19 protein-coding genes, 3 rRNA genes and 2 pseudogenes are annotated in these 25,317 nt (G+C 64.3%); 20 read left to right on the top strand and 4 right to left on the bottom strand.

What is annotated here, in order from left to right; genetic code table 11:
* Nucleotides 1–4: 4 nt before the first annotated feature.
* From prfA to DQP57_RS19345, 14 genes and pseudogenes are all read left to right on the top strand, one after another.
* The gene (prfA, locus tag DQP57_RS19280; RefSeq protein WP_112634322.1) at nt 5–1,078 is read left to right on the top strand and encodes a peptide chain release factor 1; all 1,074 of its coding nucleotides are present in this window, start codon (nt 5–7) and stop codon (nt 1,076–1,078) included.
* Nucleotides 1,075–1,947 (top strand): peptide chain release factor N(5)-glutamine methyltransferase, encoded by an 873-nt coding sequence (gene prmC, locus DQP57_RS19285; RefSeq protein ID WP_112634323.1) that lies wholly within the window; start codon nt 1,075–1,077, stop codon nt 1,945–1,947. The genes prfA and prmC overlap by 4 nt, the downstream gene beginning before the upstream one ends.
* Nucleotides 1,940–2,599 carry an L-threonylcarbamoyladenylate synthase gene (locus DQP57_RS19290; protein ID WP_112634324.1) on the top strand — a complete coding sequence of 220 codons (660 nt, stop codon included), beginning with the start codon at nt 1,940–1,942 and terminating at the stop codon, nt 2,597–2,599. The genes prmC and DQP57_RS19290 overlap by 8 nt, the downstream gene beginning before the upstream one ends.
* A gap of 28 nt (nt 2,600–2,627) precedes the next feature.
* Nucleotides 2,628–3,837: pseudogene (locus tag DQP57_RS19295) on the top strand (glycosyltransferase family 4 protein); the annotation flags it as partial.
* 214 nt (nt 3,838–4,051) lie between these two features.
* The gene (locus DQP57_RS19300; protein WP_112634326.1) at nt 4,052–4,546 is read left to right on the top strand and encodes an ATP synthase subunit I; all 495 of its coding nucleotides are present in this window, start codon (nt 4,052–4,054) and stop codon (nt 4,544–4,546) included.
* A complete protein-coding gene (atpB, locus tag DQP57_RS19305; protein ID WP_112634327.1) occupies nt 4,539–5,297 on the top strand; it encodes a F0F1 ATP synthase subunit A in 759 nt (252 codons plus the stop codon). Before DQP57_RS19300 ends, atpB begins: the two co-directional genes overlap by 8 nt.
* A gap of 86 nt (nt 5,298–5,383) precedes the next feature.
* Complete coding sequence (locus tag DQP57_RS19310; protein ID WP_112634346.1) at nt 5,384–5,632, top strand: F0F1 ATP synthase subunit C; 249 nt, start codon at nt 5,384–5,386, stop codon at nt 5,630–5,632.
* A gap of 5 nt (nt 5,633–5,637) precedes the next feature.
* Nucleotides 5,638–6,171: a F0F1 ATP synthase subunit B gene (locus DQP57_RS19315; RefSeq protein ID WP_112634328.1), complete on the top strand. Its 534-nt coding sequence runs from the start codon at nt 5,638–5,640 to the stop codon at nt 6,169–6,171.
* Between the two features lie 6 nt (nt 6,172–6,177).
* On the top strand, nt 6,178–7,518 hold the full coding sequence (locus tag DQP57_RS19320; RefSeq protein ID WP_112634329.1) for a F0F1 ATP synthase subunit B/delta: 1,341 nt from the start codon (nt 6,178–6,180) through the stop codon (nt 7,516–7,518).
* 58 nt (nt 7,519–7,576) lie between these two features.
* Nucleotides 7,577–9,265 carry a F0F1 ATP synthase subunit alpha gene (gene atpA / locus DQP57_RS19325; RefSeq protein ID WP_112634330.1) on the top strand — a complete coding sequence of 563 codons (1,689 nt, stop codon included), beginning with the start codon at nt 7,577–7,579 and terminating at the stop codon, nt 9,263–9,265.
* A 6-nt stretch (nt 9,266–9,271) separates the two neighbouring features.
* The gene (locus DQP57_RS19330; protein WP_112634331.1) at nt 9,272–10,180 is read left to right on the top strand and encodes a F0F1 ATP synthase subunit gamma; all 909 of its coding nucleotides are present in this window, start codon (nt 9,272–9,274) and stop codon (nt 10,178–10,180) included.
* A gap of 18 nt (nt 10,181–10,198) precedes the next feature.
* Entirely contained in the window at nt 10,199–11,647 is a 1,449-nt protein-coding gene (gene atpD / locus DQP57_RS19335; RefSeq protein WP_112634332.1) for a F0F1 ATP synthase subunit beta, read from the top strand.
* 34 nt (nt 11,648–11,681) lie between these two features.
* Nucleotides 11,682–12,047 (top strand): F0F1 ATP synthase subunit epsilon, encoded by a 366-nt coding sequence (locus DQP57_RS19340; RefSeq protein WP_112634333.1) that lies wholly within the window; start codon nt 11,682–11,684, stop codon nt 12,045–12,047.
* Between the two features lie 6 nt (nt 12,048–12,053).
* Nucleotides 12,054–12,497 carry a DUF2550 domain-containing protein gene (locus DQP57_RS19345; RefSeq protein ID WP_112634334.1) on the top strand — a complete coding sequence of 148 codons (444 nt, stop codon included), beginning with the start codon at nt 12,054–12,056 and terminating at the stop codon, nt 12,495–12,497.
* A 25-nt stretch (nt 12,498–12,522) separates the two neighbouring features.
* Here DQP57_RS19345 and DQP57_RS19350 read toward each other — a convergent pair whose 3' ends face one another.
* On the bottom strand, nt 12,523–13,107 hold the full coding sequence (locus DQP57_RS19350; RefSeq protein WP_112634335.1) for a cob(I)yrinic acid a,c-diamide adenosyltransferase: 585 nt from the start codon (nt 13,105–13,107) through the stop codon (nt 12,523–12,525).
* Nucleotides 13,108–13,175: 68 nt separating this feature from the next.
* On the opposite strand from DQP57_RS19350, the gene murA reads away from it, so the two are divergent.
* From murA to rrf, 4 genes are all read left to right on the top strand, one after another.
* Nucleotides 13,176–14,429: a UDP-N-acetylglucosamine 1-carboxyvinyltransferase gene (murA, locus tag DQP57_RS19355; protein ID WP_112634336.1), complete on the top strand. Its 1,254-nt coding sequence runs from the start codon at nt 13,176–13,178 to the stop codon at nt 14,427–14,429.
* Nucleotides 14,430–14,790: 361 nt separating this feature from the next.
* A 16S ribosomal RNA gene (locus DQP57_RS19360) occupies nt 14,791–16,321 on the top strand.
* Between the two features lie 283 nt (nt 16,322–16,604).
* Nucleotides 16,605–19,714, top strand: a 23S ribosomal RNA gene (locus tag DQP57_RS19365).
* Between the two features lie 81 nt (nt 19,715–19,795).
* Nucleotides 19,796–19,908 (top strand): 5S ribosomal RNA (gene rrf / locus DQP57_RS19370).
* Together the 16S, 23S and 5S rRNA genes form the textbook arrangement of a ribosomal RNA operon.
* Nucleotides 19,909–19,954: 46 nt before the next feature.
* On the opposite strand, the gene DQP57_RS19375 is transcribed toward rrf, so the two are convergent.
* Nucleotides 19,955–20,446 (bottom strand): methylated-DNA--[protein]-cysteine S-methyltransferase, encoded by a 492-nt coding sequence (locus DQP57_RS19375; protein WP_112634337.1) that lies wholly within the window; start codon nt 20,444–20,446, stop codon nt 19,955–19,957.
* Nucleotides 20,447–20,492: 46 nt separating this feature from the next.
* Nucleotides 20,493–21,980, bottom strand: a complete 1,488-nt coding sequence (locus DQP57_RS19380; RefSeq protein WP_112634338.1) for a DNA-3-methyladenine glycosylase 2 family protein — start codon at nt 21,978–21,980, stop codon at nt 20,493–20,495.
* A gap of 224 nt (nt 21,981–22,204) precedes the next feature.
* Between DQP57_RS19380 and DQP57_RS19390 the strand changes: the two genes are divergently transcribed.
* Nucleotides 22,205–23,278: a GGDEF domain-containing protein gene (locus DQP57_RS19390; RefSeq protein WP_112634339.1), complete on the top strand. Its 1,074-nt coding sequence runs from the start codon at nt 22,205–22,207 to the stop codon at nt 23,276–23,278.
* A gap of 22 nt (nt 23,279–23,300) precedes the next feature.
* Here the strand turns inward: DQP57_RS19390 and DQP57_RS19395 are convergent.
* Nucleotides 23,301–23,996, bottom strand: a pseudogene (locus DQP57_RS19395) (LysR substrate-binding domain-containing protein); the annotation flags it as partial.
* Between the two features lie 39 nt (nt 23,997–24,035).
* On the opposite strand from DQP57_RS19395, the gene DQP57_RS19400 reads away from it, so the two are divergent.
* Complete coding sequence (locus tag DQP57_RS19400; protein ID WP_112634340.1) at nt 24,036–25,274, top strand: MFS transporter; 1,239 nt, start codon at nt 24,036–24,038, stop codon at nt 25,272–25,274.
* Nucleotides 25,275–25,317: the final 43 nt, after the last annotated feature.

Consider the following 25,317-nt stretch of genomic DNA (forward strand, 5'->3'; position numbering starts at 1 on the left):
GGCGGTGACCAAGCCGGTACAGACCATTGACGTGCTGCTGGCCGAGCACGCCGACCTCGAGCGCCGGCTGGCCGACCCCGAATTGCACAGCAACCCCGACGAGGCGCGCAAGGCCGGACGCCGGTTCGCCCGGCTGGCCCCGATCGTGGGCACCTACCGCAAACTGGTGGCCGCGCGCGACGACCTGGAGACCGCGCGAGAGCTGGCCGCCGACGACGCGTCCTTCGCCGCCGAGGTCACGGACCTGGAAACCCAGGTGGCCGAGTTGGACACCCAACTCACCGACATGCTGGCCCCGCGCGACCCGCACGACGCCGACGACATCGTGCTCGAGGTGAAATCCGGTGAGGGCGGGGAAGAATCGGCCCTCTTCGCCGCGGACCTGGCGCGAATGTACATCCGCTACGCCGAGCGGCACGGCTGGACCGTCACCGTGCTGGACGAGACCACCTCGGATCTGGGCGGCTACAAGGACGCGACGTTGGCCATCGCCAGCAAGGGCGACAGCGCCGACGGGGTCTGGTCCCGAATGAAGTTCGAGGGCGGAGTGCACCGGGTGCAACGCGTCCCGGTAACGGAATCCCAAGGCCGCGTTCATACTTCGGCCGCCGGCGTGCTGGTGTACCCAGAACCCGAAGAAGTGGGCGAGGTGCAGATCGACGAGTCGGATCTGCGCATCGACGTTTACCGCTCCTCGGGGAAGGGCGGCCAGGGCGTCAACACCACCGACTCCGCGGTGCGCATCACGCACCTGCCCACCGGCATCGTCGTCACCTGCCAGAACGAGCGCTCGCAGCTGCAGAACAAGGCCCGCGCCCTGCAGGTCCTGGCCGCCCGTCTGCAGGCCTTGGCCGAAGAACAGGCGCTGGCCGATGCCTCGGCGGACCGCGCCAGCCAGATCCGCACGGTGGACCGCAGCGAGCGCATCCGCACTTATAACTTCCCGGAGAACCGGATCGCGGACCACCGCATCAACTTCAAGGCGCACAATCTCGATCAGGTCCTCGACGGTGACCTGGACGCCCTATTCGACGCCCTGGCCGCCGCCGACAAGCAGACCCGGCTGCAACAGGCATGAACGTCCTGCGGCGCGCGATCAACGATGCTGCGGCCACCCTTGCCGAGGCGGGAATCGATTCTGCGCGTTGGGATGCCGAGCAGCTGGCCGCGCATCTGGCGGGTACCGACCGGGGGCGCCTGGCCCTGCTCGAGTCGCCCGGCGCGGACTTTCTCGGGCGCTACCGCGACGTCGTCGCCGCACGCTCGCGACGGGTGCCCCTGCAACACCTGGTGGGGACCGCAGCGTTCGGACCCGTCCTGCTGCACGTCGGCCCCGGCGTCTTCATACCCCGCCCCGAGACCGAGGCCCTGCTGGAATGGGCGACCGCGCAACAACTTACGCCGACACCTATCATCGTCGACCTGTGCACCGGTTCGGGCGCTTTGGCGGTGGCGCTGGCCCACCACTGGCCCGAAGCGCGAATCGTCGCCATCGACAACTCCGATGCCGCGCTCGAGTATGCGCGCCGCAACGCGCAGGGCACGACGATCGAGCTGCTGCAGGCCGATGTCGTCGAGCTGGCGTGCGATCCGGGCCTGCTCGCCGATCTGGATGGGCGGGTTGACATGGTGGTGGCCAACCCGCCCTACGTTCCCGACGATGCCGTGCTGGATCCCGAAGTCGCCCAACATGATCCACACCAGGCCGTCTTCGGCGGTCCGGACGGAATGGCGGTGATCGCGCCCCTCGTCCGTCTCGTCGGTCGCTGGCTGCGCCCCGGCGGGCTCATCGGCGTCGAGCACGACGACACCACCTCGGCGCAGACGGCGGAATTGTTCGTTGGCACAGGGGCATTCGACGACGTCCAGGCCCGCCGCGACCTGACCGGACGGCCACGCTTCGTGACGGCGCGACGAAAAGCGGGGGAGAGCGGCGCCGATGACTGACGTCTTCGATTGTGCGGATCCCGATCAGCGCTCACGTGGGATCGCCGCCGCGGCGGCAGCGCTCAAGGGTGGCCGGCTGGTTGTCATGCCGACCGACACGGTGTATGGCATCGGCGCCGATGCGTTCAACAGCGCCGCGGTATCCGCATTGCTCTCGGCGAAGGGGCGCGGGCGCGACATGCCGGTGGGCGTGCTGGTCGGCTCCTGGCACACCATCGAGGGGCTCGTCTACACCATGCCGGACGGGGCGCGCGACCTGATCCGCGCCTTCTGGCCGGGCGCGCTGAGCCTGGTGGTGACCCAGGCGCCGTCGCTGCAGTGGGACCTCGGCGATGCCCGCGGCACCGTGATGCTGCGCATGCCGCTGCATCCGGTGGCGATCGAACTGCTGCGCGAGGTCGGGCCCCTGGCGGTCTCCAGCGCCAACATCTCCGGCCGTCCGGCCGCGGTTGACGCCAACGAGGCGCGCAGCCAGCTCGGCGATCTGGTCGACGTCTATCTGGAAGCGGGTCCCTCGGATCAGGGGGCGGCGTCCACGATCGTCGACCTGACCGGGGCCACGCCGCGGATACTGCGACCGGGCCCGGTGAGCGCGGAGCGGATCGCCGAAGTGCTGGCCCTCGATCCGGAAAGTTTGACCGCCCAGGCCTGACTGGAGCGGTTGTCGAGGTACCAGGTTTGTCCAGTACGGTCTCGGTGATGTCCAGCGACGTGACCAACCTTGCCGGTGGTTTGCTCGCGCTGGCCGACCGCGGCGCCGGCGTTCCGCTTCGCGAACTGGCGCTGGTGGGGCTGACCGCGGCGATCATCACCTACTTCGCCACCGGGCCGGTGCGGGTGCTCGCGACCCGGCTGGGCGCGGTCGCCTATCCGCGGGAGCGCGACGTCCACGTGACGCCGACGCCCCGGATGGGCGGGCTGGCGATGTTCGTCGGCGTCATCACGGCCGTCTTTCTGGCGTCTCAGCTTCCGGCGCTCACCCGTGGGTTCGTCTACTCCACCGGCATGCCCGCGGTCCTGGTCGCCGGCGCGGTCATCATGGGCATCGGCCTGATCGACGACCGCTGGGGCCTCGACGCGTTGACCAAGTTCGCCGGTCAGATCACCGCGGCCAGCGTGCTGGTCACCATGGGTGTGGCATGGAGTGTCCTGTACATCCCTATTGGCGGCGTGGGCACCATCGTGCTCGACCAGGCCTCGTCGATCCTGCTGACCCTGGCGCTCACCGTCTCGGTCGTCAACGCGATGAACTTCGTCGACGGGCTCGACGGTCTGGCCGCCGGGCTGGGGCTGATCACCGCCCTGGCCATCTGCATGTTCTCGGTCGGGCTGCTGCGCGACCACGGCGGTGACGTCTTGTTCTATCCGCCCGCGGTCATTTCGGTGGTGCTCGCCGGGGCGTGTCTGGGCTTCCTGCCGCACAACTTTCATCGCGCCAAGATCTTCATGGGCGACTCCGGTTCGATGCTGATCGGTCTGATGCTGTCGGCCGCGTCCACCACCGCCGCCGGCCCCGTCTCGCAGAACGCCTACGGCGCCCGCGACGTGTTCGTCCTACTGTCGCCGTTTTTGCTGGTCGCGGCGGTCATCTTCGTACCCATGCTCGATTTGCTGCTAGCGATCGTGCGCCGCACCCGCGCGGGCCGCAGCGCGTTCAGCCCCGACAAGATGCATCTGCATCATCGGTTGCTGCAGATCGGTCATTCGCATCGCCGGGTGGTGTTGCTGATCTATCTGTGGGTGGGGATCGTCGCGTTCGGCGCGGCCAGCACGATCTTTTTCCGTCCTCGCGATACCGCCGCGGTGATGCTGGGCGCCATCGTGGTGGCCGGCATCGCCACCGCGATCCCGCTGTTGCGGCGGGGCGACGACTACTACGACGAAGGGTAGTAGTAGGGTTCGGCATGTGGTACGGTGCTGGTAGAACCCCAAAACGCCGTGCAGGCTACCGGCCCATCGGAGGCCACTCCGACCGGGCTGGTTCAAGACCGGCCTCGGGAGATACCCCTTGGGTGATTCAACTGTGACGTGCGATACGCTCGGCGGACCACCGATCAGTCGGTCGGGGGGTTCCCGTTCATCAACCTGGGATTGAGGTGCTGCAGTGACGACACCAGCGCAGGACGCGCCGTTGGTGTTTCCCTCTGTTGCTTTCCGTCCGGTTCGGCTCTTCGCGATCAGCGCTGCCATCACCGCCGTGGCGGTGCTCGCCGCCGCACTGTCAGGTCACCTGATGGTCGGCGTCTTCTTCGGGGTCGGGCTTCTCCTGGGTTTGCTCAACGCGGTACTGGTGCGTCGCTCGGTTGAGTCCATCACCGCCAAGGATCACCCGCTGAAAAGGTCGATGGCCGTCAACTCGGCGTCACGGCTGGCCATCATCACCGTCTTCGGGCTGATCATCGCCTACGTCTTTCGGCCCGCCGGCCTGGGCGTCCTGTTCGGATTGGCGCTGTTCCAGATCCTCTTGGTCGCCGCGACGGCGCTCCCGGTCTGGAAGAAGTTGCGCGCCGGCGACTGGGCGGAGCCGACGGACGGTGCCGAAGGCGGAGTGATCACAGGGTCGGAAGGACCGGAAGGAAGGAACACCACCGATGCCTGAGACGACGTTCCTGGCCGAGGGCGCGATCGAGGTCGGCGCCCACACCCAAGCCAAGTGGCTCGGCCTGACCGTCAACACCGACACGATTCTGGCGACGGGTATCGCCGCGGTGATCGTGTTGGCATTGGCCTTCTTCCTGCGCGCCAAGATCACCTCCACCGGTGTGCCCAGCGGCGTTCAGCTGTTCTGGGAGGCCATCACCGTCCAGATGCGCGATCAGATCGAGAGCGCGGTCGGCATGCGCATCGCGCCGTTCGTGTTGCCCTTGGCCGTCACCATCTTCGTGTTCATCCTGATCTCCAACTGGCTCTCGGTGCTCCCGCTGCAGTACACCGATAAGTCGGGCCACACCACCGAGCTGCTGAAGTCGGCGGCCGCGGACATCAATTACGTTCTGGCGCTGGCTCTGTTCGTGTTCGTCTGCTACCACGTGGCGGGCATCTGGCGCCGCGGCGTCATCGGACACCCGCTCGCGGTGATCAAGGGCCACGTGGCCTTCCTGGCGCCGATCAACCTGGTCGAAGAGCTCGCCAAGCCAATCTCGTTGTCGCTGCGACTTTTCGGAAACATCTTCGCCGGCGGCATCCTGGTCGCCCTGATCGCGCTGTTCCCGCCCTACATCATGTGGGCGCCCAACGCGATCTGGAAGGCCTTCGACCTCTTCGTCGGGGCGATCCAGGCCTTCATCTTCTCGATCCTGACCATCCTGTACTTCAGTCAAGCCATGGAGATCGAGGATCACCATGACTGAGACTGCCGTGAATCGCTTTGAGTCACACACCATTACAGAAGCCTGGTAGACCGCTACCAGATTAGAGGAGGAAAACAATGCCCAGCTTGGACCCCCAAGTCGCAGCCGCAGCTCTCATCGGCGGTGGACTCATCATGGGCGGCGGCGCGATCGGTGCCGGTATCGGTGACGGCATCGCCGGTAACGCGCTGGTTTCCGGCATCGCCCGGCAGCCCGAGGCGCAAGGCCGGTTGTTTACGCCGTTCTTCATCACCGTCGGTCTGGTTGAGGCGGCCTACTTCATCAACCTGGCCTTCATGGCGCTGTTCGTCTTCGCAACCCCCGTCGGCAAGTAGTTCGCATGGGTGACGCGAGCCCGAGCGTTCTGGCATCCAGCCAGGTGGTGGCCGAGGGGGGCAGCAACTTCCTCGTCCCGAACGGCACCTTCTTCTTCGTGCTGGCCATCTTCCTGATCGTGCTGGCCGTCATCGGCACCTTCGTGGTGCCACCGGTCATGAAGGTGTTGCGCGAGCGTGACGCCATGGTCGCCAAGACGGCTGCCGACAACAAGAAGGCGGCGGAGCAGTTCGAAGCGGCCAAGGCCGACTACGAAGAAGCCCTGACCGAAGCGCGGGTTGAGGCGTCGTCTTTGCGCGACGACGCTCGCGCCGAAGGCCGTAAGGTGATAGAAGACGCGCGCGCCCGTGCCGAGCAACAGGTGATGTCGACGTTGCAAATGGCATCCGAGCAATTGAAGCGGGAGAGGGACGCCGTGGAACTGGATCTGCGTGCCAACGTTGCCGCGCTGTCGGCGACACTGGCCAGCCGGATCCTGGGCGTCGAGGTCGCGCCCGCCACCGCGAGCGCGTCCGCAACAGGGAAGTCCGGGCGGTAATCACCTATGTCGACTTTCATCGGGCAGTTAATCGGATTCGCGGCCATCGTGTTACTGGTGGTGCGGTATGTCGTGCCGCCTGTGCGTCGTCTGATGACCGCTCGGCAAGACGCCGTACGCCAGCAGTTGAAAGACGCTGCGACGGCGAGCGATCGGTTGACCGAGTCGACCACGGCACACAGCAATGCCGTCGAGTCCGCCAAGTCGGAGGCCGAACGGATCGTCGAGGAGGCCAGGAGCGACTCGGGCCGCATCGTCGAACAGCTGCGGGCCCAGGCCGACGTCGAATCCGAACGCATCAACGTGCAGGGCGGCCGACAGGTCGACCTGTTGAGCACCCAGCTGAGCCGGCAGCTGCGTCTGGAACTCGGCCACGAAGCGGTGCGTCAGGCGGGCGAGCTGGTGCGCAACTTCGTCGCCGACCCGGAGCAGCAGTCGGCCACCGTCGACCGGTTCCTCGACGAGCTCGACGAGATGGCTCCCGCGTCGGCCGACGTTCAATATCCGTTGATGACCAAGATGCGCTCGTCGAGTCGCGTCGCGCTGGGCAACCTGTCCGAAAAGTTCAGCTCCATAGCCAAAGACCTTGACAGCAAGGGCCTTTCGAGTCTCTCCAGTGAGCTGGTAGAGGTGGCCCAGATGCTGGACCGCGAGATCGTCGTCACGCGGTATCTCACCGTCCCCGCCGAGGATGCCGCCCCCCGGGTCCGGTTGATCGAGCGGCTCGTCTCCGGCAAGGTCGCCGACGCCACACTGGAAGTGCTGCGCGCGGCGGTCTCGGAGCGTTGGTCGGCCAACTCCGACCTCGTCGACGCCATCGAACACGTGTCTCGACAGGCGCTGCTCGAAGTCGCCGAACGCGAGGACAAAGTCGGCGAGGTCGAAGAACAGCTGTTCCGGTTCTCCCGCATCCTCGACGCGCAGCCTCAACTTTCCATCCTGCTGGGTGACTACGCCGTTCCCGTCGAAGGCCGAGTCGCGTTGTTGCGCAAGGTGCTTGACAGCGCAAGCGGCAGGGTCCAGCCGATTGTGACTGCGTTGCTGACCCAGACGGTCGAACTCCTCAGGGGCCAGCCGGCCGAGGAGGCCGTTCAGTTCTTGACCGAAGTCGCCGTGGCGCGCCGCGGTGAGATCGTCGCCGCGGTCAGCGCGGCGGCCGAACTCAGCGATGCCCAGCGGTCTCGTCTGACCGACGTGCTCAGCCGCATCTACGGTCACACGGTGGCGGTGCAGCTGCAGATCGATGCCGAACTACTGGGCGGCCTGCTCATCTCCGTGGCCGATGAAGTGATCGACGGGACGCTCGCTTCTCGCCTTGCCGCGGCCGAGGCCCAATTGCCCGACTGACACCAACCATTCATCACAATCGCACGCGAACCACGATCAAGTAGGAAGACGAAAAGCCATGGCCGAGTTGACAATCTCCGCTGATGACATCCAGAGCGCCATCGAGGAGTACGTAGGCTCTTTCACCTCCGACACCTCCCGGGAAGAGGTCGGTACCGTCGTCGATGCGGGGGACGGCATCGCGCACGTCGAAGGCCTGCCCTCGGTCATGACCCAGGAGTTGCTCGAATTCCCCGGCGGCGTCCTTGGCGTCGCGCTCAACCTCGACGAGCACAGCGTCGGCGCGGTGATTCTGGGTGACTTCGAGAAAATCGAAGAGGGACAACAGGTCAAGCGCACCGGCGAGGTCCTGTCGGTCCCCGTCGGCGACGCCTTCCTCGGCCGCGTCGTCAATCCGCTCGGCCAGCCGATCGACGGCCGCGGAGACATCGACACCGACATTCGCCGGGCGCTGGAGATCCAGGCGCCGTCGGTGGTGCAGCGGCAGAGCGTGAGCGAGCCGCTGCAGACCGGCATCAAGGCCATCGACGCCATGACCCCGATCGGTCGCGGCCAGCGCCAGCTGATCATCGGCGACCGCAAGACCGGCAAGACCGCCGTCTGCGTCGACACCATCCTCAACCAGCGGGAGAACTGGGAGAGCGGCGACGAGCGCAAGCAGGTGCGGTGCGTGTACGTGGCCATCGGCCAGAAGGGCACCACGATCGCGTCTGTGCGGCGCGCCCTGGAGGAGGGCGGCGCGATGGACTACACCACCATCGTCGCCGCGCCGGCGTCGGACTCCGCCGGCTTCAAATGGCTTGCGCCGTACACGGGTTCGGCCATCGCCCAGCACTGGATGTACGACGGCAAGCACGTCCTGATCGTCTTCGACGACCTGAGCAAGCAAGCCGAGGCCTACCGGGCGATCTCGCTGCTGCTGCGCCGCCCGCCGGGCCGCGAGGCCTACCCCGGCGACGTGTTCTACCTGCACTCGCGGCTGCTGGAGCGCTGCGCCAAGCTCTCCGACGAGCTCGGTGGTGGCTCGCTGACCGGGTTGCCGATCATCGAGACCAAGGCCAACGACATCTCCGCCTACATCCCCACCAACGTCATCTCCATCACCGACGGGCAGTGCTTCCTGGAGTCAGACCTGTTCAACCAGGGTGTGCGGCCGGCCATCAACGTCGGTGTGTCGGTGTCCCGCGTGGGTGGTGCGGCACAGATCAAGGCCATGAAGGAGGTCGCCGGTTCGCTGCGGCTGGACCTGTCGCAGTACCGCGAACTGGAATCGTTCGCCGCCTTCGCCTCGGACCTGGACGCGACCTCCAAGGCGCAGCTGGAGCGCGGTGAACGCCTCGTCGAACTGCTCAAGCAGCCGCAGTACCAGCCGATGCCCGTTGAGGAGCAGGTGGTTTCGATCTTCCTGGGCACCGGCGGCCACCTGGACTCGGTGCCCGTCGAGGACGTCCGGCGCTTCGAGACCGAGCTGCTCGATCACATGCGGGCCTCGGAAGAGAAGTTCCTGGCCGGCGTCCGCGACAGCGGCAAGCTCTCCGAGGAGGGCGAGAACCAGCTCACCGAGATCATCAACAACTTCAAGAAGGGCTTCGCGGCCACAGGCGGCGGGTCTGTGGTGCCCGATGAGCACGTCGAGCCCCTCGACGAAGAGGACCTGGAAAAGGAGTCCGTACAGGTCAAGAAGGAGAAGCCGAAGGACAAGAAGGAATCCAAGGATTCCAAGGCCTCCGGCAAGGACAAGAAGTAGCCACCGATGGCAGCCACACTTCGCGAATTACGGGGCCGGATCCGTTCGGCCGGGTCGATCAAGAAGATCACCAAGGCCCAGGAGATGATCGCGACCTCGCGCATCGGCAAGGCGCAGGCGCGGTTGGAAGCCGCGCGGCCCTACGCATTCCAGATCACCTCGATGCTCACCACGTTGTCCTCCGAAGCCGCCTTGGACCATCCGTTGCTGGTCGAGCGTGACGAGCCTAAGCGGGCCGGCGTCCTGGTGGTGTCCTCCGACCGTGGTCTGTGCGGCGCGTACAACTCGAGCATCTTCCGCCGCTCCGAGGAGCTGTTCTCCCTGCTACGGGAGGAAGGCAAGACGCCGGTCGTCTACACGGTGGGTCGTAAAGCGCTGAACTACTTCAAGTTCCGCAACTGGGACATCACCGAATCCTGGACGGGTTTCTCCGAGCAGCCCCGGGTGGAAAACGCTCAGGAGATCGCGTCCACCTTGGTCGAGAGCTTCATGGCCGGCACGGGCGACGACGAGTCAGAGGACGGCCAGGGCGTCGACGAACTGCACGTCGTCTATTCGGAGTTCAAGTCGATGATGTCGCAGTCCGCGGTGGCCCACCGCATCGCTCCGCTGGTCATGGAATACGTCGAGGACACTGACGAACTCCACACCTTGTACTCGTTCGAGCCAGACGCCACAACGCTTTTCGACGCCCTGCTGCCGCGGTATGTGACGACCCGCGTGTACGCGGCACTGCTCGAATCGGCGGCGTCGGAGCTCGCGTCGCGGCAACGGGCGATGAAGTCGGCAACGGACAACGCGGACGACTTGATCAAAGAGCTCACGTTGATGGCGAACCGCGAGCGGCAGGCCCAGATCACCCAAGAGATCAGCGAAATCGTCGGTGGCGCAAACGCGCTGGCCGACGCTAAGTAGCACACGAGGAAGAAGAAAATGACTGCTACTGACGAAAAGACCACCAATTCCGACACCAGCGGCCGCGTCGTGCGAATCACCGGCCCGGTGGTCGACGTCGAGTTCCCGCGTGGCTCCGTGCCGGAACTGTTCAACGCGCTCAACGCCGAGATCACGTTCGAGGAGCTCAAGAAGACGCTGACGCTCGAGGTCGCACAGCACCTCGGCGACAACCTGGTGCGCACCATTTCCATGCAGCCCACCGATGGCCTGGTGCGCGGGGTCGAGGTGAAGGACAGCGGCAAGTCGATCTCGGTGCCGGTCGGCCAGGAGGTCAAGGGCCACGTCTTTAACGCCCTGGGGCATTGCCTCGATAAGCCGGGCTATGGAGAAGATTTCGAGCACTGGTCGATTCACCGCAAACCGCCGCCTTTCGAGGAGCTCGAGCCCCGCACCGAGATGCTCGAGACGGGCCTGAAGGTCGTCGACCTGCTCACCCCGTACGTGCGTGGCGGCAAGATCGCGCTGTTCGGCGGTGCCGGCGTGGGCAAGACCGTGTTGATCCAGGAGATGATCAACCGTATCGCCCGAAACTTTGGTGGCACTTCGGTTTTCGCTGGCGTTGGTGAGCGCACCCGTGAGGGCAACGACCTGTGGGTCGAGCTGAAGGAAGCCGATGTGCTCAAGGACACCGCGCTGGTGTTCGGTCAGATGGACGAGCCGCCCGGCACCCGTATGCGGGTGGCGCTGTCCGCGCTGACCATGGCCGAGTGGTTCCGTGACGAGGCTGGGCAGGACGTGCTGCTGTTCATCGACAACATCTTCCGATTCACCCAGGCCGGTTCGGAGGTCTCGACACTGCTCGGCCGGATGCCCTCCGCGGTGGGTTACCAGCCGACGCTGGCCGACGAGATGGGCGAGTTGCAGGAGCGCATCACCTCGACGCGAGGCAAGTCGATCACCTCGATGCAGGCCGTCTATGTGCCTGCCGACGACTACACCGACCCGGCGCCGGCAACGACCTTCGCGCACCTGGACGCGACCACCGAGCTGTCCCGAAACGTGTTCTCCAAGGGCATCTTTCCGGCGGTGGACCCGCTGGCATCGAGCTCGACCATCCTCGACCCAAGCGTTGTCGGTGACGACCACTACCGCGTGGCGCAGGAAGTCATCCGAATCCTGCAGCGGTACAAGGACTTGCAGGACATCATCGCGATCCTCGGTATCGACGAGCTGTCCGAAGAGGACAAGCAGCTCGTTCAGCGGGCACGGCGCATCGAGCGATTCCTGTCGCAGAACATGATGGCGGCCGAGCAGTTCACCGGCCAGCCGGGCTCGACGGTGCCGCTCAAGGAGACGATCGAGGCATTCGACCGCCTGGCCAAGGGCGATTTCGACCACATCCCGGAGCAGGCGTTCTTCTTGATCGGTGGCCTCGACGACCTGGCGAAGAAGGCTGAAAGCTTTGGCGCCAAACTGGAATCCTGAGGCGTGAGCGGAACGGCTCTGAAAGGCTTGTGGCATGGCTGAATTGAACGTTGAGATAGTCGCCGTCGACCGAAAGATCTGGTCGGGTGAAGCAACGTTTCTGTTCACCCGCACCACGGTCGGTGAGATCGGCATCCTGCCGAGGCACATCCCGCTGGTAGCGCAGTTGGTCGACGACGCAATGGTGCGCGTCGAACGAGAAGGCGAGGACGACCTGCGGGTCGCGGTGGACGGCGGATTCCTGTCCGTCACCGAGGAATCGGTGACAATCCTCGCCGAATCCGCCGAGTTCGAGTCGGAGATCGACGAGAGCGCCGCCAGAGAGGCTGCTGAGTCGGACGATCCGCGCATCGCCGCCAGGGGGCGCGCGAGATTGCGCGCCGTCGGCGCGATCGACTAGCCGCCGATGAGCGCGCCCATGGTTGGCATGGTCGTGCTCGTCGTCGTGCTGGCGGGCGCCGTCGTCGCGCTGAGCTATCGGTTGTGGAAGCTGCGCCAGGGCGGCACGGCGGGGATCATGCGAGACGTTCCCGCGGTCGGAGGCCATGGCTGGCGCCACGGCGTAATCCGTTACCGCGGTGGTGAAGCCGCGTTTTACCGGCTGTCCAGCCTGCGCTTGTGGCCGGACCGACGGTTGAGCCGGCGCGGCGTCGAGATCGTGTCCAGGCGGGCACCCCGCGGTGACGAGTTCGACATCATGACCGATGAGATCGTCGTCATCGAGTTACGTGACACCACCCAGGACCGCAGGTCCGGGTACGAGATCGCCCTCGACAAGGGCGCTTTGACGGCGTTCTTGTCCTGGCTGGAATCGCGTCCGTCGCCGCGGTCCCGCCGGCGCAGCCTCTAGAGCGCATCGCCCTATCGGACCCCTGCTAACTTCCGCCGGGGTTCCCGCCGCCCGGCTTCCACAGCACATCGCCATCCGCGTTGGCCACCCGCGACAGGATGAAGAGCAGATCCGAGAGGCGGTTCAGGTATTTCGCGGGCAGCACGCTGACCTGCCCGGGCGCGGCATCGACCGCCGCCCACGCCGACCGTTCGGCCCGGCGCACCACGGTGCGGGCGACGTGGAGAAACGCCGACAACGGCGAACCGCCGGGCAGCACAAACGAATTCAGCTTCGGCAAGGGCTCGTTATATGTGTCACACCACTTTTCGAGCCGATCGATGTAGGGCTGGGTGACCCGCAGCGGGGGATATTCGGGGTTGTCGACCACGGGGGTCGACAGGTCCGCGCCGGCATCGAACAAGTCGTTCTGGATCTGGCGCAACACGCTCGCGAGCTGCTCGTCGGGCCGGCCCACGGCGACCGCGACACCGATCGCCGCGTTGGCTTCGTCACAATCGGCGTAGGCCACCAGGCGGGGATCGTTCTTGGAGACCCGCGAGAAGTCGCTCAATCCCGTAGTGCCGTCGTCGCCGGTCCGTGTGTAGATGCGAGTCAGGTGTACAGCCATGAGCAAACCGTACTCGGGTGTGGCTTGGCCGACTGACAAGGCGATACCGCTTCACTAGACTGACGCGGGTGGCTGAGCGATTCGTGGTGACCGGCGGCAACCGGTTGGCAGGCGAAGTCACAGTCGGGGGCGCCAAAAACAGCGTGCTCAAGCTGATGGCCGCGACGCTGTTGGCCGAGGGAACCAGCACGATCACCAACTGTCCCGACATCCTGGACGTGCCGCTGATGGCGGAGGTGCTGCGCGGGTTGGGCGCAACCGTCGAACTCGACGGCGACGTCGCCCGAATCACCTCTCCGGATGAGCCGAAATACGATGCCGACTTTGCCGCGGTGCGACAGTTCCGCGCGTCGGTGTGCGTGCTGGGACCGCTGGTCGGCCGGTGCAAGCGCGCCCGGGTCGCGCTGCCGGGCGGCGACGCGATCGGATCGCGCCCACTGGACATGCACCAGGCCGGCCTGCGCCAGCTCGGCGCGCAGTGCAACATCGAGCACGGATGCGTGGTGGCGCAGGCCGATACGTTGCGCGGCGCGGAGATTCAGCTGGAGTTCCCCTCGGTGGGGGCCACCGAGAACATCCTGATGGCCGCGGTCGTGGCCGAGGGTGTGACCGTCATCCACAACGCGGCGCGCGAGCCCGACGTCGTGGACCTGTGCACGATGTTGAACCAGATGGGTGCGCAGATCGAAGGCGCGGGTTCGCCGACTATGACCATCACGGGCGTCCCGAAGCTGCACCCGACCGAGCATCGGGTCATCGGGGATCGCATCGTCGCCGCCACGTGGGGGATCGCCGCCGCGATCACCCGCGGCGACATCACGGTGACGGGCATCGACCCCGCGCACCTGCAGGTGGTGCTGCACAAGTTGCACGATGCCGGCGCCACCGTGACCCAGACCGACGACAGCTTCCGGGTGGCGCAGTACGAGCGCCCAAAGGCCGTCAATGTGGCGACGCTGCCTTTCCCCGGGTTCCCGACTGACCTGCAGCCGATGGCCATCGCCCTGGCCTCGATCGCCGACGGCACCTCGATGATCACCGAGAACGTATTCGAGGCGCGCTTTCGGTTCGTCGAAGAAATGATTCGCCTGGGCGCCGATGCCCGAACCGACGGGCACCACGCCGTCGTTCGGGGGCTGCCGCAATTGTCGAGCGCGCCGGTGTGGTGTTCGGACATCCGGGCCGGCGCGGGCCTGGTATTGGCCGGGCTTGTCGCCGACGGAGACACCGAGGTCCACGACGTCTTCCACATCGATCGCGGCTACCCGTTGTTCGTGGAAAACCTGGCGATTTTGGGAGCGGAGATCGAGCGGGTACAGTAACCAAAGTCAGTGCCCCACAAGCGCGATCACCAACGCGAAGGTGGACGAGAGCGGGGCCTTGACTCCCTCGCTGGATTGGTACTAGCCTGGCACGGCTGCTCCCGAGACGGTCTCTCGCAGATCAAAATTGGGAGTTGACTTACCTGCCGGATCTGTATTAAGCTGGCAGGGTTGCCCCAAAACGGGCGAAACAAGTGTTGTTTGAGAACTCAATAGTGTGTTTGGTCTTTTTATTTGTTGTTGTTTTTTGACCATATTTCGCACCCCCCGTGTGTGGGTATGGTCGCTTTTTTGATGCCAGTTTTTGGCGTCTTGTCAGGTATCTCTGATTTGAAATTCAACTCGCCTTGCGAGGAGATTTTGTTTGGAGAGTTTGATCCTGGCTCAGGACGAACGCTGGCGGCGTGCTTAACACATGCAAGTCGAACGGAAAGGCCTCTTCGGAGGTACTCGAGTGGCGAACGGGTGAGTAACACGTGGGCAATCTGCCCTGCACTTCGGGATAAGCCTGGGAAACTGGGTCTAATACCGAATAGGACCTTTAGACGCATGTCTTTTGGTGGAAAGCTTTTGCGGTGTGGGATGGGCCCGCGGCCTATCAGCTTGTTGGTGGGGTGATGGCCTACCAAGGCGACGACGGGTAGCCGGCCTGAGAGGGTGTCCGGCCACACTGGGACTGAGATACGGCCCAGACTCCTACGGGAGGCAGCAGTGGGGAATATTGCACAATGGGCGCAAGCCTGATGCAGCGACGCCGCGTGGGGGATGACGGCCTTCGGGTTGTAAACCTCTTTCACCATCGACGAAGGTCCGGGTTTTCTCGGATTGACGGTAGGTGGAGAAGAAGCACCGGCCAACTACGTGCCAGCAGCCGCGGTAATACGTAGGGTGCGAGCGTTGTCCGGAATTACTGGGCGTAAAGAGCTCGTAGGTGGTTTGTCGCGTTGTTCGTGAAATCTCACGGCTTAACTGTGAGCGTGCGGGCGATACGGGCAGACTAGAGTACTGCAGGGGAGACTGGAATTCCTGGTGTAGCGGTGGAATGCGCAGATATCAGGAGGAACACCGGTGGCGAAGGCGGGTCTCTGGGCAGTAACTGACGCTGAGGAGCGAAAGCGTGGGGAGCGAACAGGATTAGATACCCTGGTAGTCCACGCCGTAAACGGTGGGTACTAGGTGTGGGTTTCCTTCCTTGGGATCCGTGCCGTAGCTAACGCATTAAGTACCCCGCCTGGGGAGTACGGCCGCAAGGCTAAAACTCAAAGGAATTGACGGGGGCCCGCACAAGCGGCGGAGCATGTGGATTAATTCGATGCAACGCGAAGAACCTTACCTGGGTTTGACATGCACAGGACGCGTCTAGAGATAGGCGTTCCCTTGTGGCCTGTGTGCAGGTGGTGCATGGCTGTCGTCAGCTCGTGTCGTGAGATGTTGGGTTAAGTCCCGCAACGAGCGCAACCCTTGTCTCATGTTGCCAGCGGGTAATGCCGGGGACTCGTGAGAGACTGCCGGGGTCAACTCGGAGGAAGGTGGGGATGACGTCAAGTCATCATGCCCCTTATGTCCAGGGCTTCACACATGCTACAATGGCCGGTACAAAGGGCTGCGATGCCGTAAGGTTAAGCGAATCCTTTTAAAGCCGGTCTCAGTTCGGATTGGGGTCTGCAACTCGACCCCATGAAGTCGGAGTCGCTAGTAATCGCAGATCAGCAACGCTGCGGTGAATACGTTCCCGGGCCTTGTACACACCGCCCGTCACGTCATGAAAGTCGGTAACACCCGAAGCCAGTGGCCTAACCTTTTGGAGGGAGCTGTCGAAGGTGGGATCGGCGATTGGGACGAAGTCGTAACAAGGTAGCCGTACCGGAAGGTGCGGCTGGATCACCTCCTTTCTAAGGAGCACCACGAAAAGCACTCCAATTGGTGGAGTGCGAGCCGTGAGGGGTTCTCGTCTGTAGTGGACGAAAACCGGGTGCACAACAGCAAATGATTGCCAGACACACTATTGGGCCCTGAGACAACACTCGGTCGATCCGTGTGGAGTCCCTCCATCTTGGTGGTGGGGTGTGGTGTTTGAGTATTGGATAGTGGTTGCGAGCATCTAGATGAACGCGTGGTCCTTCGTGGCCGGCGTGTTCATCGAAATGTGTAATTTCTTCTTTGGTTTTTGTGTGTAAGTAAGTGTTTAAGGGCGCATGGTGGATGCCTTGGCATCGAGAGCCGATGAAGGACGTGGGAGGCTGCGATATGCCTCGGGGAGCTGTCAACCGAGCATTGATCCGAGGATTTCCGAATGGGGAAACCCAGCACGAGTGATGTCGTGTTACCCGCATCTGAATATATAGGGTGCGGGAGGTAACGCGGGGAAGTGAAACATCTCAGTACCCGTAGGAGAAGAAAACAATTGTGATTCCGTCAGTAGTGGCGAGCGAACGCGGAACAGGCTAAACCGCACGCATGTATAACCGGGTAGGGGTTGTGTGCGCGGTGTTGTGGGAGTGATATGTCTCAGCTCTACCTGGCTGAGGGGTAGTCAGAAAGTGTCGTGGTTAGCAGAAGTGGCCTGGGATGGCCTGCCGTAGACGGTGAGAGCCCGGTACGCGAAAACCCGACACCTACCTTGTATCAGTTCCCGAGTAGCAGCGGGCCCGTGGAATCTGCTGTGAATCTGCCGGGACCACCCGGTAAGCCTAAATACTTCTCGATGACCGATAGCGGATTAGTACCGTGAGGGAATGGTGAAAAGTACCCCGGGAGGGGAGTGAAATAGTACCTGAAACCGTGTGCCTACAATCCGTCAAAGCCTCTTCGTGGGGTGATGGCGTGCCTTTTGAAGAATGAGCCTGCGAGTCAGGGACACGTCGCGAGGTTAACCCGTGTGGGGTAGCCGCAGCGAAAGCGAGTCTGAATAGGGCGCATCCCCTTTGGGGTGTAGTGGCGTGTTCTGGACCCGAAGCGGAGTGATCTACCCATGGCCAGGGTGAAGCGCGGGTAAGACCGCGTGGAGGCCCGAACCCACTTAGGTTGAAGACTGAGGGGATGAGCTGTGGGTAGGGGTGAAAGGCCAATCAAACTCCGTGATAGCTGGTTCTCCCCGAAATGCATTTAGGTGCAGCGTTGCGTGGTTCACCACGGAGGTAGAGCTACTGGATGGCCGATGGGCCCTACTAGGTTACTGACGTCAGCCAAACTCCGAATGCCGTGGTGTAAAGCGTGGCAGTGAGACGGCGGGGGATAAGCTCCGTACGTCGAAAGGGAAACAGCCCAGATCGCCGGCTAAGGCCCCTAAGCGTGTGCTAAGTGGAAAAGGATGTGTAGTCGCAGAGACAACCAGGAGGTTGGCTTAGAAGCAGCCACCCTTGAAAGAGTGCGTAATAGCTCACTGGTCAAGTGATTATGCGCCGATAATGTAGCGGGGCTCAAGCACACCGCCGAAGCCGCGGCACATTCACCGTACGGTGAGTGTGGGTAGGGGAGCGTCCCTCACTCAGCGAAGCCTCCGGGTAACCGGTGGTGGAGGGTGGGGGAGTGAGAATGCAGGCATGAGTAGCGATAAGGCAAGTGAGAACCTTGCCCGCCGTAAGACCAAGGGTTCCTGGGCCAGGCCAGTCCGCCCAGGGTGAGTCGGGACCTAAGGCGAGGCCGACAGGCGTAGTCGATGGACAACGGGTTGATATTCCCGTACCCGTGTATAGGCGTCCCTGATGAATCAGCGGTACTAACCACCCAAAACCGGATCGACCATTCCCCTTCGGGGGCATGGAGTTTCGGGGCTGCGTGGGACCTTCGCTGGTAGTAGTCAAGCGATGGGGTGACGCAGGAAGGTAGCCGTACCAGTCAGTGGTAATACTGGGGCAAGCCCGTAGGGAGAGCGATAGGCAAATCCGTCGCTCATTAATCCCGAGAGGTGATGCATAGCCGATTGAGGCGAATTCGGTGATCCTCTGCTGCCAAGAAAAGCCTCTAGCGAGCACATACACGGCCCGTACCCCAAACCAACACAGGTGGTCAGGTAGAGAATACCAAGGCGTACGAGATAACTATGGTTAAGGAACTCGGCAAAATGCCCCCGTAACTTCGGGAGAAGGGGGGCCGGAATACCGTGAACACCCTTGCGGTGGGAGCGGGATTCGGCCGCAGAAACCAGTGGGTAGCGACTGTTTACTAAAAACACAGGTCCGTGCGAAGTCGCAAGACGATGTATACGGACTGACGCCTGCCCGGTGCTGGAAGGTTAAGAGGACCCGTTAACCGTAAGGTGAAGCGGAGAATTTAAGCCCCAGTAAACGGCGGTGGTAACTATAACCATCCTAAGGTAGCGAAATTCCTTGTCGGGTAAGTTCCGACCTGCACGAATGGCGTAACGACTTCCCAACTGTCTCAACCATAGACTCGGCGAAATTGCACTACGAGTAAAGATGCTCGTTACGCGCGGCAGGACGAAAAGACCCCGGGACCTTCACTACAACTTGGTATTGGTGTTCGGTACGGTTTGTGTAGGATAGGTGGGAGACTTTGAAGTACAGACGCCAGTTTGTATGGAGTCGTTGTTGAAATACCACTCTGATCGTATTGGACACCTAACGTCGAACCCTTATCGGGTTCACGGACAGTGCCTGGCGGGTAGTTTAACTGGGGCGGTTGCCTCCTAAAATGTAACGGAGGCGCCCAAAGGTTCCCTCAACCTGGACGGCAATCAGGTGTTGAGTGTAAGTGCACAAGGGAGCTTGACTGCGAGACTTACAAGTCAAGCAGGGACGAAAGTCGGGACTAGTGATCCGGCACCTCTGAGTGGAAGGGGTGTCGCTCAACGGATAAAAGGTACCCCGGGGATAACAGGCTGATCTTCCCCAAGAGTCCATATCGACGGGATGGTTTGGCACCTCGATGTCGGCTCGTCGCATCCTGGGGCTGGAGCAGGTCCCAAGGGTTGGGCTGTTCGCCCATTAAAGCGGCACGCGAGCTGGGTTTAGAACGTCGTGAGACAGTTCGGTCTCTATCCGCCGCGCGCGTCAGAAACTTGAGGAAACCTGTCCCTAGTACGAGAGGACCGGGACGGACGAACCTCTGGTATACCAGTTGTCCCACCAGGGGCACGGCTGGATAGCCACGTTCGGACAGGATAACCGCTGAAAGCATCTAAGCGGGAAACCTTCTCCAAGATCAGGTTTCTCACCCTTTTAGAGGGATAAGGCCCCCCGCAGACCACGGGTTTGATAGGCCAGACCTGGAAGCCCAGTAATGGGTGCAGGGAACTGGCACTAACCGGCCGAAAACTTACCAACACACAATCGCAACCACAGTCCATTTCACGGCAGCAATGCCGCGGAACACCACGCCCCCCACCAAACAAATTTAAATAGAGTTACGGCGGCCACAGCGACAGGGAAACGCCCGGTCCCATTCCGAACCCGGAAGCTAAGCCTGTCAGCGCCGATGATACTGCCCATACGGGTGGAAAAGTAGGACACCGCCGAACATACACAAAAACACCCCCGGCAACGGGGGTGTTTTTGCATTTCCGGTTAATCGAATAGCGTGAGATTTTCCCGTTGCTTTTCCAATTCGAGCAATGTGCGCTTTCGGCCGAGCCCACCGCCGAAGCCGGTGAGACTCCCGTTGGCCCCGATGACGCGATGGCAGGGAACGACGATGGCGATCGGGTTGTGGCCGTTGGCCAAACCGACCGCGCGGGCGGCGCCCGGCGCCGCGATCTGCTCGGCGATTTCACCGTACGAGCGGGTCTCGCCATACGGAATGGTCAGCAGCGCCCGCCATACCCGGCGCTGAAATTCGGTCCCTCTCAGGTCGAGCTCGAGATCGAAATGCGTCAGCTCGCCGGCGAAATACGCGGCGAGTTGTTCGACGGCCTCACCAAACGCCCGGGGGTTGGGCGACCAGCCGGCGCGATTCGGTTCGTAGGTCTGGTCGACCATCCGTAGATTCGTCAGCACCGGGCCGCGGCCGGCCAGGGTCAGCAGCCCGATCGGGCTGTCGATGGTGCGGTACTCGATCATGCGCGCAACTCCTCATCGCTTCGGTCTGCATCCTCGGCGGGGCGAATCATGCGACCTCCTGCGGCGGCCATTGGTTTACCGGATGCTCGAGAGTGGTCCAAAGGTATTGGGTGGCATAGGAACGCCATGGGCGCCACCGCGCACTGTGCGCGGCAAGGGATCGGTCGTCGGACGGCAGGCCCAGCTGTTTGGCGGCCACGCGCAAGCCCAGGTCGCTGGCGGGAAACGCGTCGGGATCGCCGAGGCCGCGCATGGCGATGACCTCCGCGGTCCACGGGCCGACCCCGGGCAAGGCGAGCAGTTGTGTTCGGGCCCTGTCCCAGTCACACCCGGCGCTCAGCACGACGCTTCCGTCGGCCAGGCCGGCGACCAGGGCGCTCAGCGTTCGCTGCCGGGCTTTGGGCACCGCCAGATGAACGGGGTCGATCTCTGCCAGCTGCTCGACCGACGGGAAGGTGTGGGTCAACGATCCCTGCGGATCGTTGATCGGCTGCCCGTAGGCAGCGACCAAGCGGCCGGCGTGCGTGCTCGCCGCCTTGGTGGACACCTGCTGGCCCAGCACCGCGCGGACCGCGAGTTCGGCCTCGTCGACCGTGCGCGGGATTCGCTGCCCGGGCGCCTTGGCTACGACGGCGCTGAAGTCCTCGTCCGCGCTGAGCGCTTCGTCCACGGCTTCCGGGTCGGCATCGAGGTCCAGTAGGCGCCGGCAGCGCGCGATGGCCGTCGTCAGGTCGCGGAAGTCGTCGAGCACGAGCACGCAACGGACATGATCGACGGCGGGCGTCAGGGCGACGATCGCGTTGCCGAACGGCAGGCGCAGACTTCGCCGGTAGGCGCCATCGCGGATCTCCTCGCACCCGGGCACCGTGCCCGCCGCCAGATGACCGAACACACCGGCGTACGCAAAGGGCGTGCGTACCGGGAGCCGAAGGCACACCGTGCCAGGCGAATTCGGGGCCGACGCGGGGCGTGTCACCGCGCGCCGCCGCAGCGCGCTCGGTGTGTTCTCGAACACCGAGCGCACCGTGTCGTTGAACTGACGGATGCTGGAAAAGCCGGCGGCGAAGGCGACGTCGCCGAACGGCAGATCCGTCGTCTCGATCAGCACGCGCGCGGTTTGCGCGCGCTGCGCGCGGGCCAGGGCGAGCGGACCTGCCCCCACCTCGGCCTGCAGGAGGCGCTCCAGCTGCCGGGTGGTGTAGCCGAGGCCGGCGGCCAGGCCGGCGACCCCTGCACGGTCCACCGTGCCGTCGGCGATCAGCCGCATCGTTCGCGCCACGATGTCGCCCCGCACGTTCCACTCCGGGGACCCTGGGGAGGCGTCGGGTCGGCACCGCTTGCACGCGCGAAAGCCGGCGCGCTGCGCGGCGGCGGCCGTCGGATAGAACCGCACGTTACGGGCGAACGGGGGCCGCACCGGGCAGCTGGGCCGGCAGTAGATCCGGGTGGTCAGCACCGCGGTGACGAACCAGCCGTCGAACCGGGCGTCCTTGGACTGGACCGCGCGGTAGCAGCGTTCGAAATCGTCGTGCACGGTTCCAGACTTACACCCGGCGACCGACAAAACTGGCGGAAAACCGACATCGTCGTGGGATGCGCCGGGACGGCCGATCGACCACGTCGGCGGCTCACCCTACTGATGCGCCTTTCTCGTCCAATCCAGGCTTTTACCGCGCCCGATGGTATTTACTGTGATCCGGCTCGCTGGTTCTGGTGGTGTGACCCGACGGGTGAGCGAGTTCGGGGAAAGGCGAACCGATGAAGCGGGTGGCGACCTGGTGGGGCCAAGAGGACCATTTCGATTGGCTGACAGGCTATTTGCAAGCGCATGGATTGAGCACCAGTACCCGCAGGATTTTGGCCGTGGTGGCCGCCTCGTTGGTGTTGGTACCGGTCAACGTGTTTTGGGGCCCCGTCCCATTGTATCCGGTTGTGGCGCTGGTGGTTTCCCTCGTGTCCGCCGTGATCGGCTTGGGCATGGCCGTGCTGTGGTTGAGCGGGTGGCCCACTCGGCGCCAGTCCATTTTCTACATCATGACCGGCTGTGTTTCCATCGGTGGCGGTTGTCTGTGGCAGCCCCAGCCACTCGTCGGGCTGATGTCGTGCTCGGCGCTAGCGGTGACCGGCGGCTACATCGCGTTCTTCCACACCACCAGGCTGATGGCGGTGAACTTCTGCGTGGCATGCGGCATCGGGGTCTGGCAGGCGATACGACTGGCGGCTACGGGACAGGCGTTGCTGGCCTTCACCGGCTACTTCCTGGTCCTGGAGCTCAACGTCGTCGTGCCGCTCGCCATTCAAGTCATCGTGCGCGCGCTCTGGATTGATCTTTTGCGCTCCAACCGCGACCCCCTGACCGGGCTGTTGAACCGGAGGGCCTGCGACCGGGCGATCGTCGGCCGGATGCTGGCCGGCGCCCATCACATGTTCCTGGCGGTGGCCATGGTCGATCTGGACCGCTTCAAAGAGCTCAACGATAGCCGCGGGCACGCCGCCGGCGACGAGGCGCTGATCGCGGTGGCGGACACCTTGACAGGCGCATGCGGGGAGAGCGCCATCGTCGGTCGCGTCGGCGGGGAGGAATTCCTGGTCGCCGACATCGTGACGACCGAACAGCTGCCGGAGTGGGGCCGGCAGCTTTGTGACGCCGTGGCGGGAGTGGACGTGTCCGTGACGGCCAGCGTCGGGATCGCCACCCTGGCGTTGAGCAGCGTCGTCTCGGACTACGCCGAGCACGCGTTTCACCAGTTGGTCGCCCACGCCGACACCGCGATGTATGAGGCGAAGCGGTGTGGCGGCAACCAGACCCGCCACCACCAGATCGCGGTCTGAGCCGCGCCCGCGCACGTCGCGTTCAGCTGGTCGGGCTCGTCGGGTGGTGCTCTACCGCGGCGGCGGCCGCGATGAAGTCGCGTGCCGAGCGAGACAGCGGTCGATCGGAATTCCAGACCATGCCGACGTCGCGGTAGGCGTCGGCGTCGGCCAGCCGCAGCACGCGCACCCCCGGCGCGTACTCGCTGCCGTCGATGGGCACCAGGCTGACGCCCAGGCCGGCGGCGACCAGGCCGGCGACTGTCGTGAGGGTCGGGGCTTCCAAGCCGATCCGGGGCCGAAATTGCGCTGCGGCACAGAGCTCGTCGAGCAGTCCGCGCATGCCGAATCCGCGGCGCATGGTCACGAAGCGCTCGTCGGCCAGATCGATCATGGACACCGTCGCATCGTGCGAGAACCGGTGGCCCTGGGGCACGGCGATACCGAGCCGTTGACGAAACAGGCTGCGCCAGGCCAGCGTTCGCTTGCGCGGCCGCGGTGATACCACTCCGATGTCGACGACGCCGGACCGCACACGATCGCCGATCGATTCGGCGGGCCCCTCCTCTAGCGTGAACGTCACCCGCGGTGCCGATTCCCCGAATCGCGCGATCAAGCGCGGAACCACCGTCGACCCGAACGAACTCAGGAAGGCCAACCGGATCTCGCTGAGGGCCGGGTTCGTCAGGTCATCGATGGCGCGCCTGGCCGAATCGAGCTCCAGCTGGGCCCGCCGCAGGAAATAATTCATTTCCTTTTTGGTCACGCCGGCCGAAGCATGGTGGCCATGCCTCAGCTCGTCGCGCATCGGGCCGGATCCAAGGGATACCGGCGAATGACGATCGCGCTGTACGGCGCCGGGTTGTCCAGTTTCGCGGCGATGTACTGCACGCAGGCGCTTCTCCCGGCGTTGTCGGCGGCCTACCGGATCACGCCGGCCACCGCGGCGCTGACGATCTCACTGACGACGGGCATGTTGGCGGTGTCGATCATCCCCGCCAGCGCGCTATCCGAGCGCTACGGGCGCGTCACCGTGATGCTCACGTCAGGCATAGCGTCCAGCGTCATCGGGCTGTTGTTGCCGCTGAGTCCGTCCCTCAGCGTGCTGCTGGCGGGACGCGCGCTGCACGGCGTCGCGTTGGCCGGCATCCCGGCGGTCGCCATGGCATTCCTGGCCGAGGAAGTGCATGGCTCCTCGCTCGGTTCAGCGATGGGCCGCTATGTCGCGGGGACGACGGTTGGTGGGCTGGTCGGGCGGATCGTGCCGTCCCTGGTGGTCGACGTCAGCAATTGGCGGGTCGCGCTGTTGGTGTGCTCGGTGCTGACGCTGGCCGGCACGGCCGTGTTCGCGCGGTTGGTGCCCAGGTCGCAGTTCTTCACCCCGAAGGCGGCAAGCGTGCGCGACACCGTGCGCAACCTCGCCGCGCATGCGCGAAACCCCGTGCTGCTGAAGCTGTTTGCGCTGGGGTCCGTGGTGATGGGGGCGTTCGTCACGGTCTACAACTACCTCGGGTACCGACTGACCGACCGGCCCTTCGGATTGGCATCCTCGGTGGTCGGCGTGTTGTTCGTCCTCTACCTGGTGGGCACCGCGACGTCGGTCGTGGCCGGGCGCCTCGCCGACCGCAGGGGGCGAAGGCTGGTGCTCGGCTACGCGTTACCGATCACCGCGGCCGGCCTGCTGCTGACCATCCCGCACGCGCTGGCCGTCATCGTGGTCGGTGTCGGCGTGTTCACCGGCGGACTCTTCGCCGCGCACACCGTCGCCAGCGGCTGGGTGGGCGCGGTGGCCCACCGCGACCGCGCGGAGGCGTCCGCGCTGTACCTGTTCAGCTACTACCTGGGCGGGTCGGTGGCGGGCGCCTTGGGCGGTCTCGTCTACGGCGTCGGCGGCTGGCCGGCGACCGTGTGGTTTGTGGGCGCGCTGCTGGCGGCCGGCGCAGTGCTCGTCGCAATGCTGGTGCGGGAGAGGGGATCTAGCCCCAACCGGCGCCTCGCCGTCGCCGTCGCCCAATGATCCGCCCGCTGCGCTAGCCAGACGGCATCAGCCGGGAGGCGTT

Origin of the sequence: Mycobacterium colombiense (assembly GCF_003284935.1) — a bacterium.
In the GTDB taxonomy this organism is placed as follows: domain Bacteria; phylum Actinomycetota; class Actinomycetes; order Mycobacteriales; family Mycobacteriaceae; genus Mycobacterium; species Mycobacterium arosiense_A.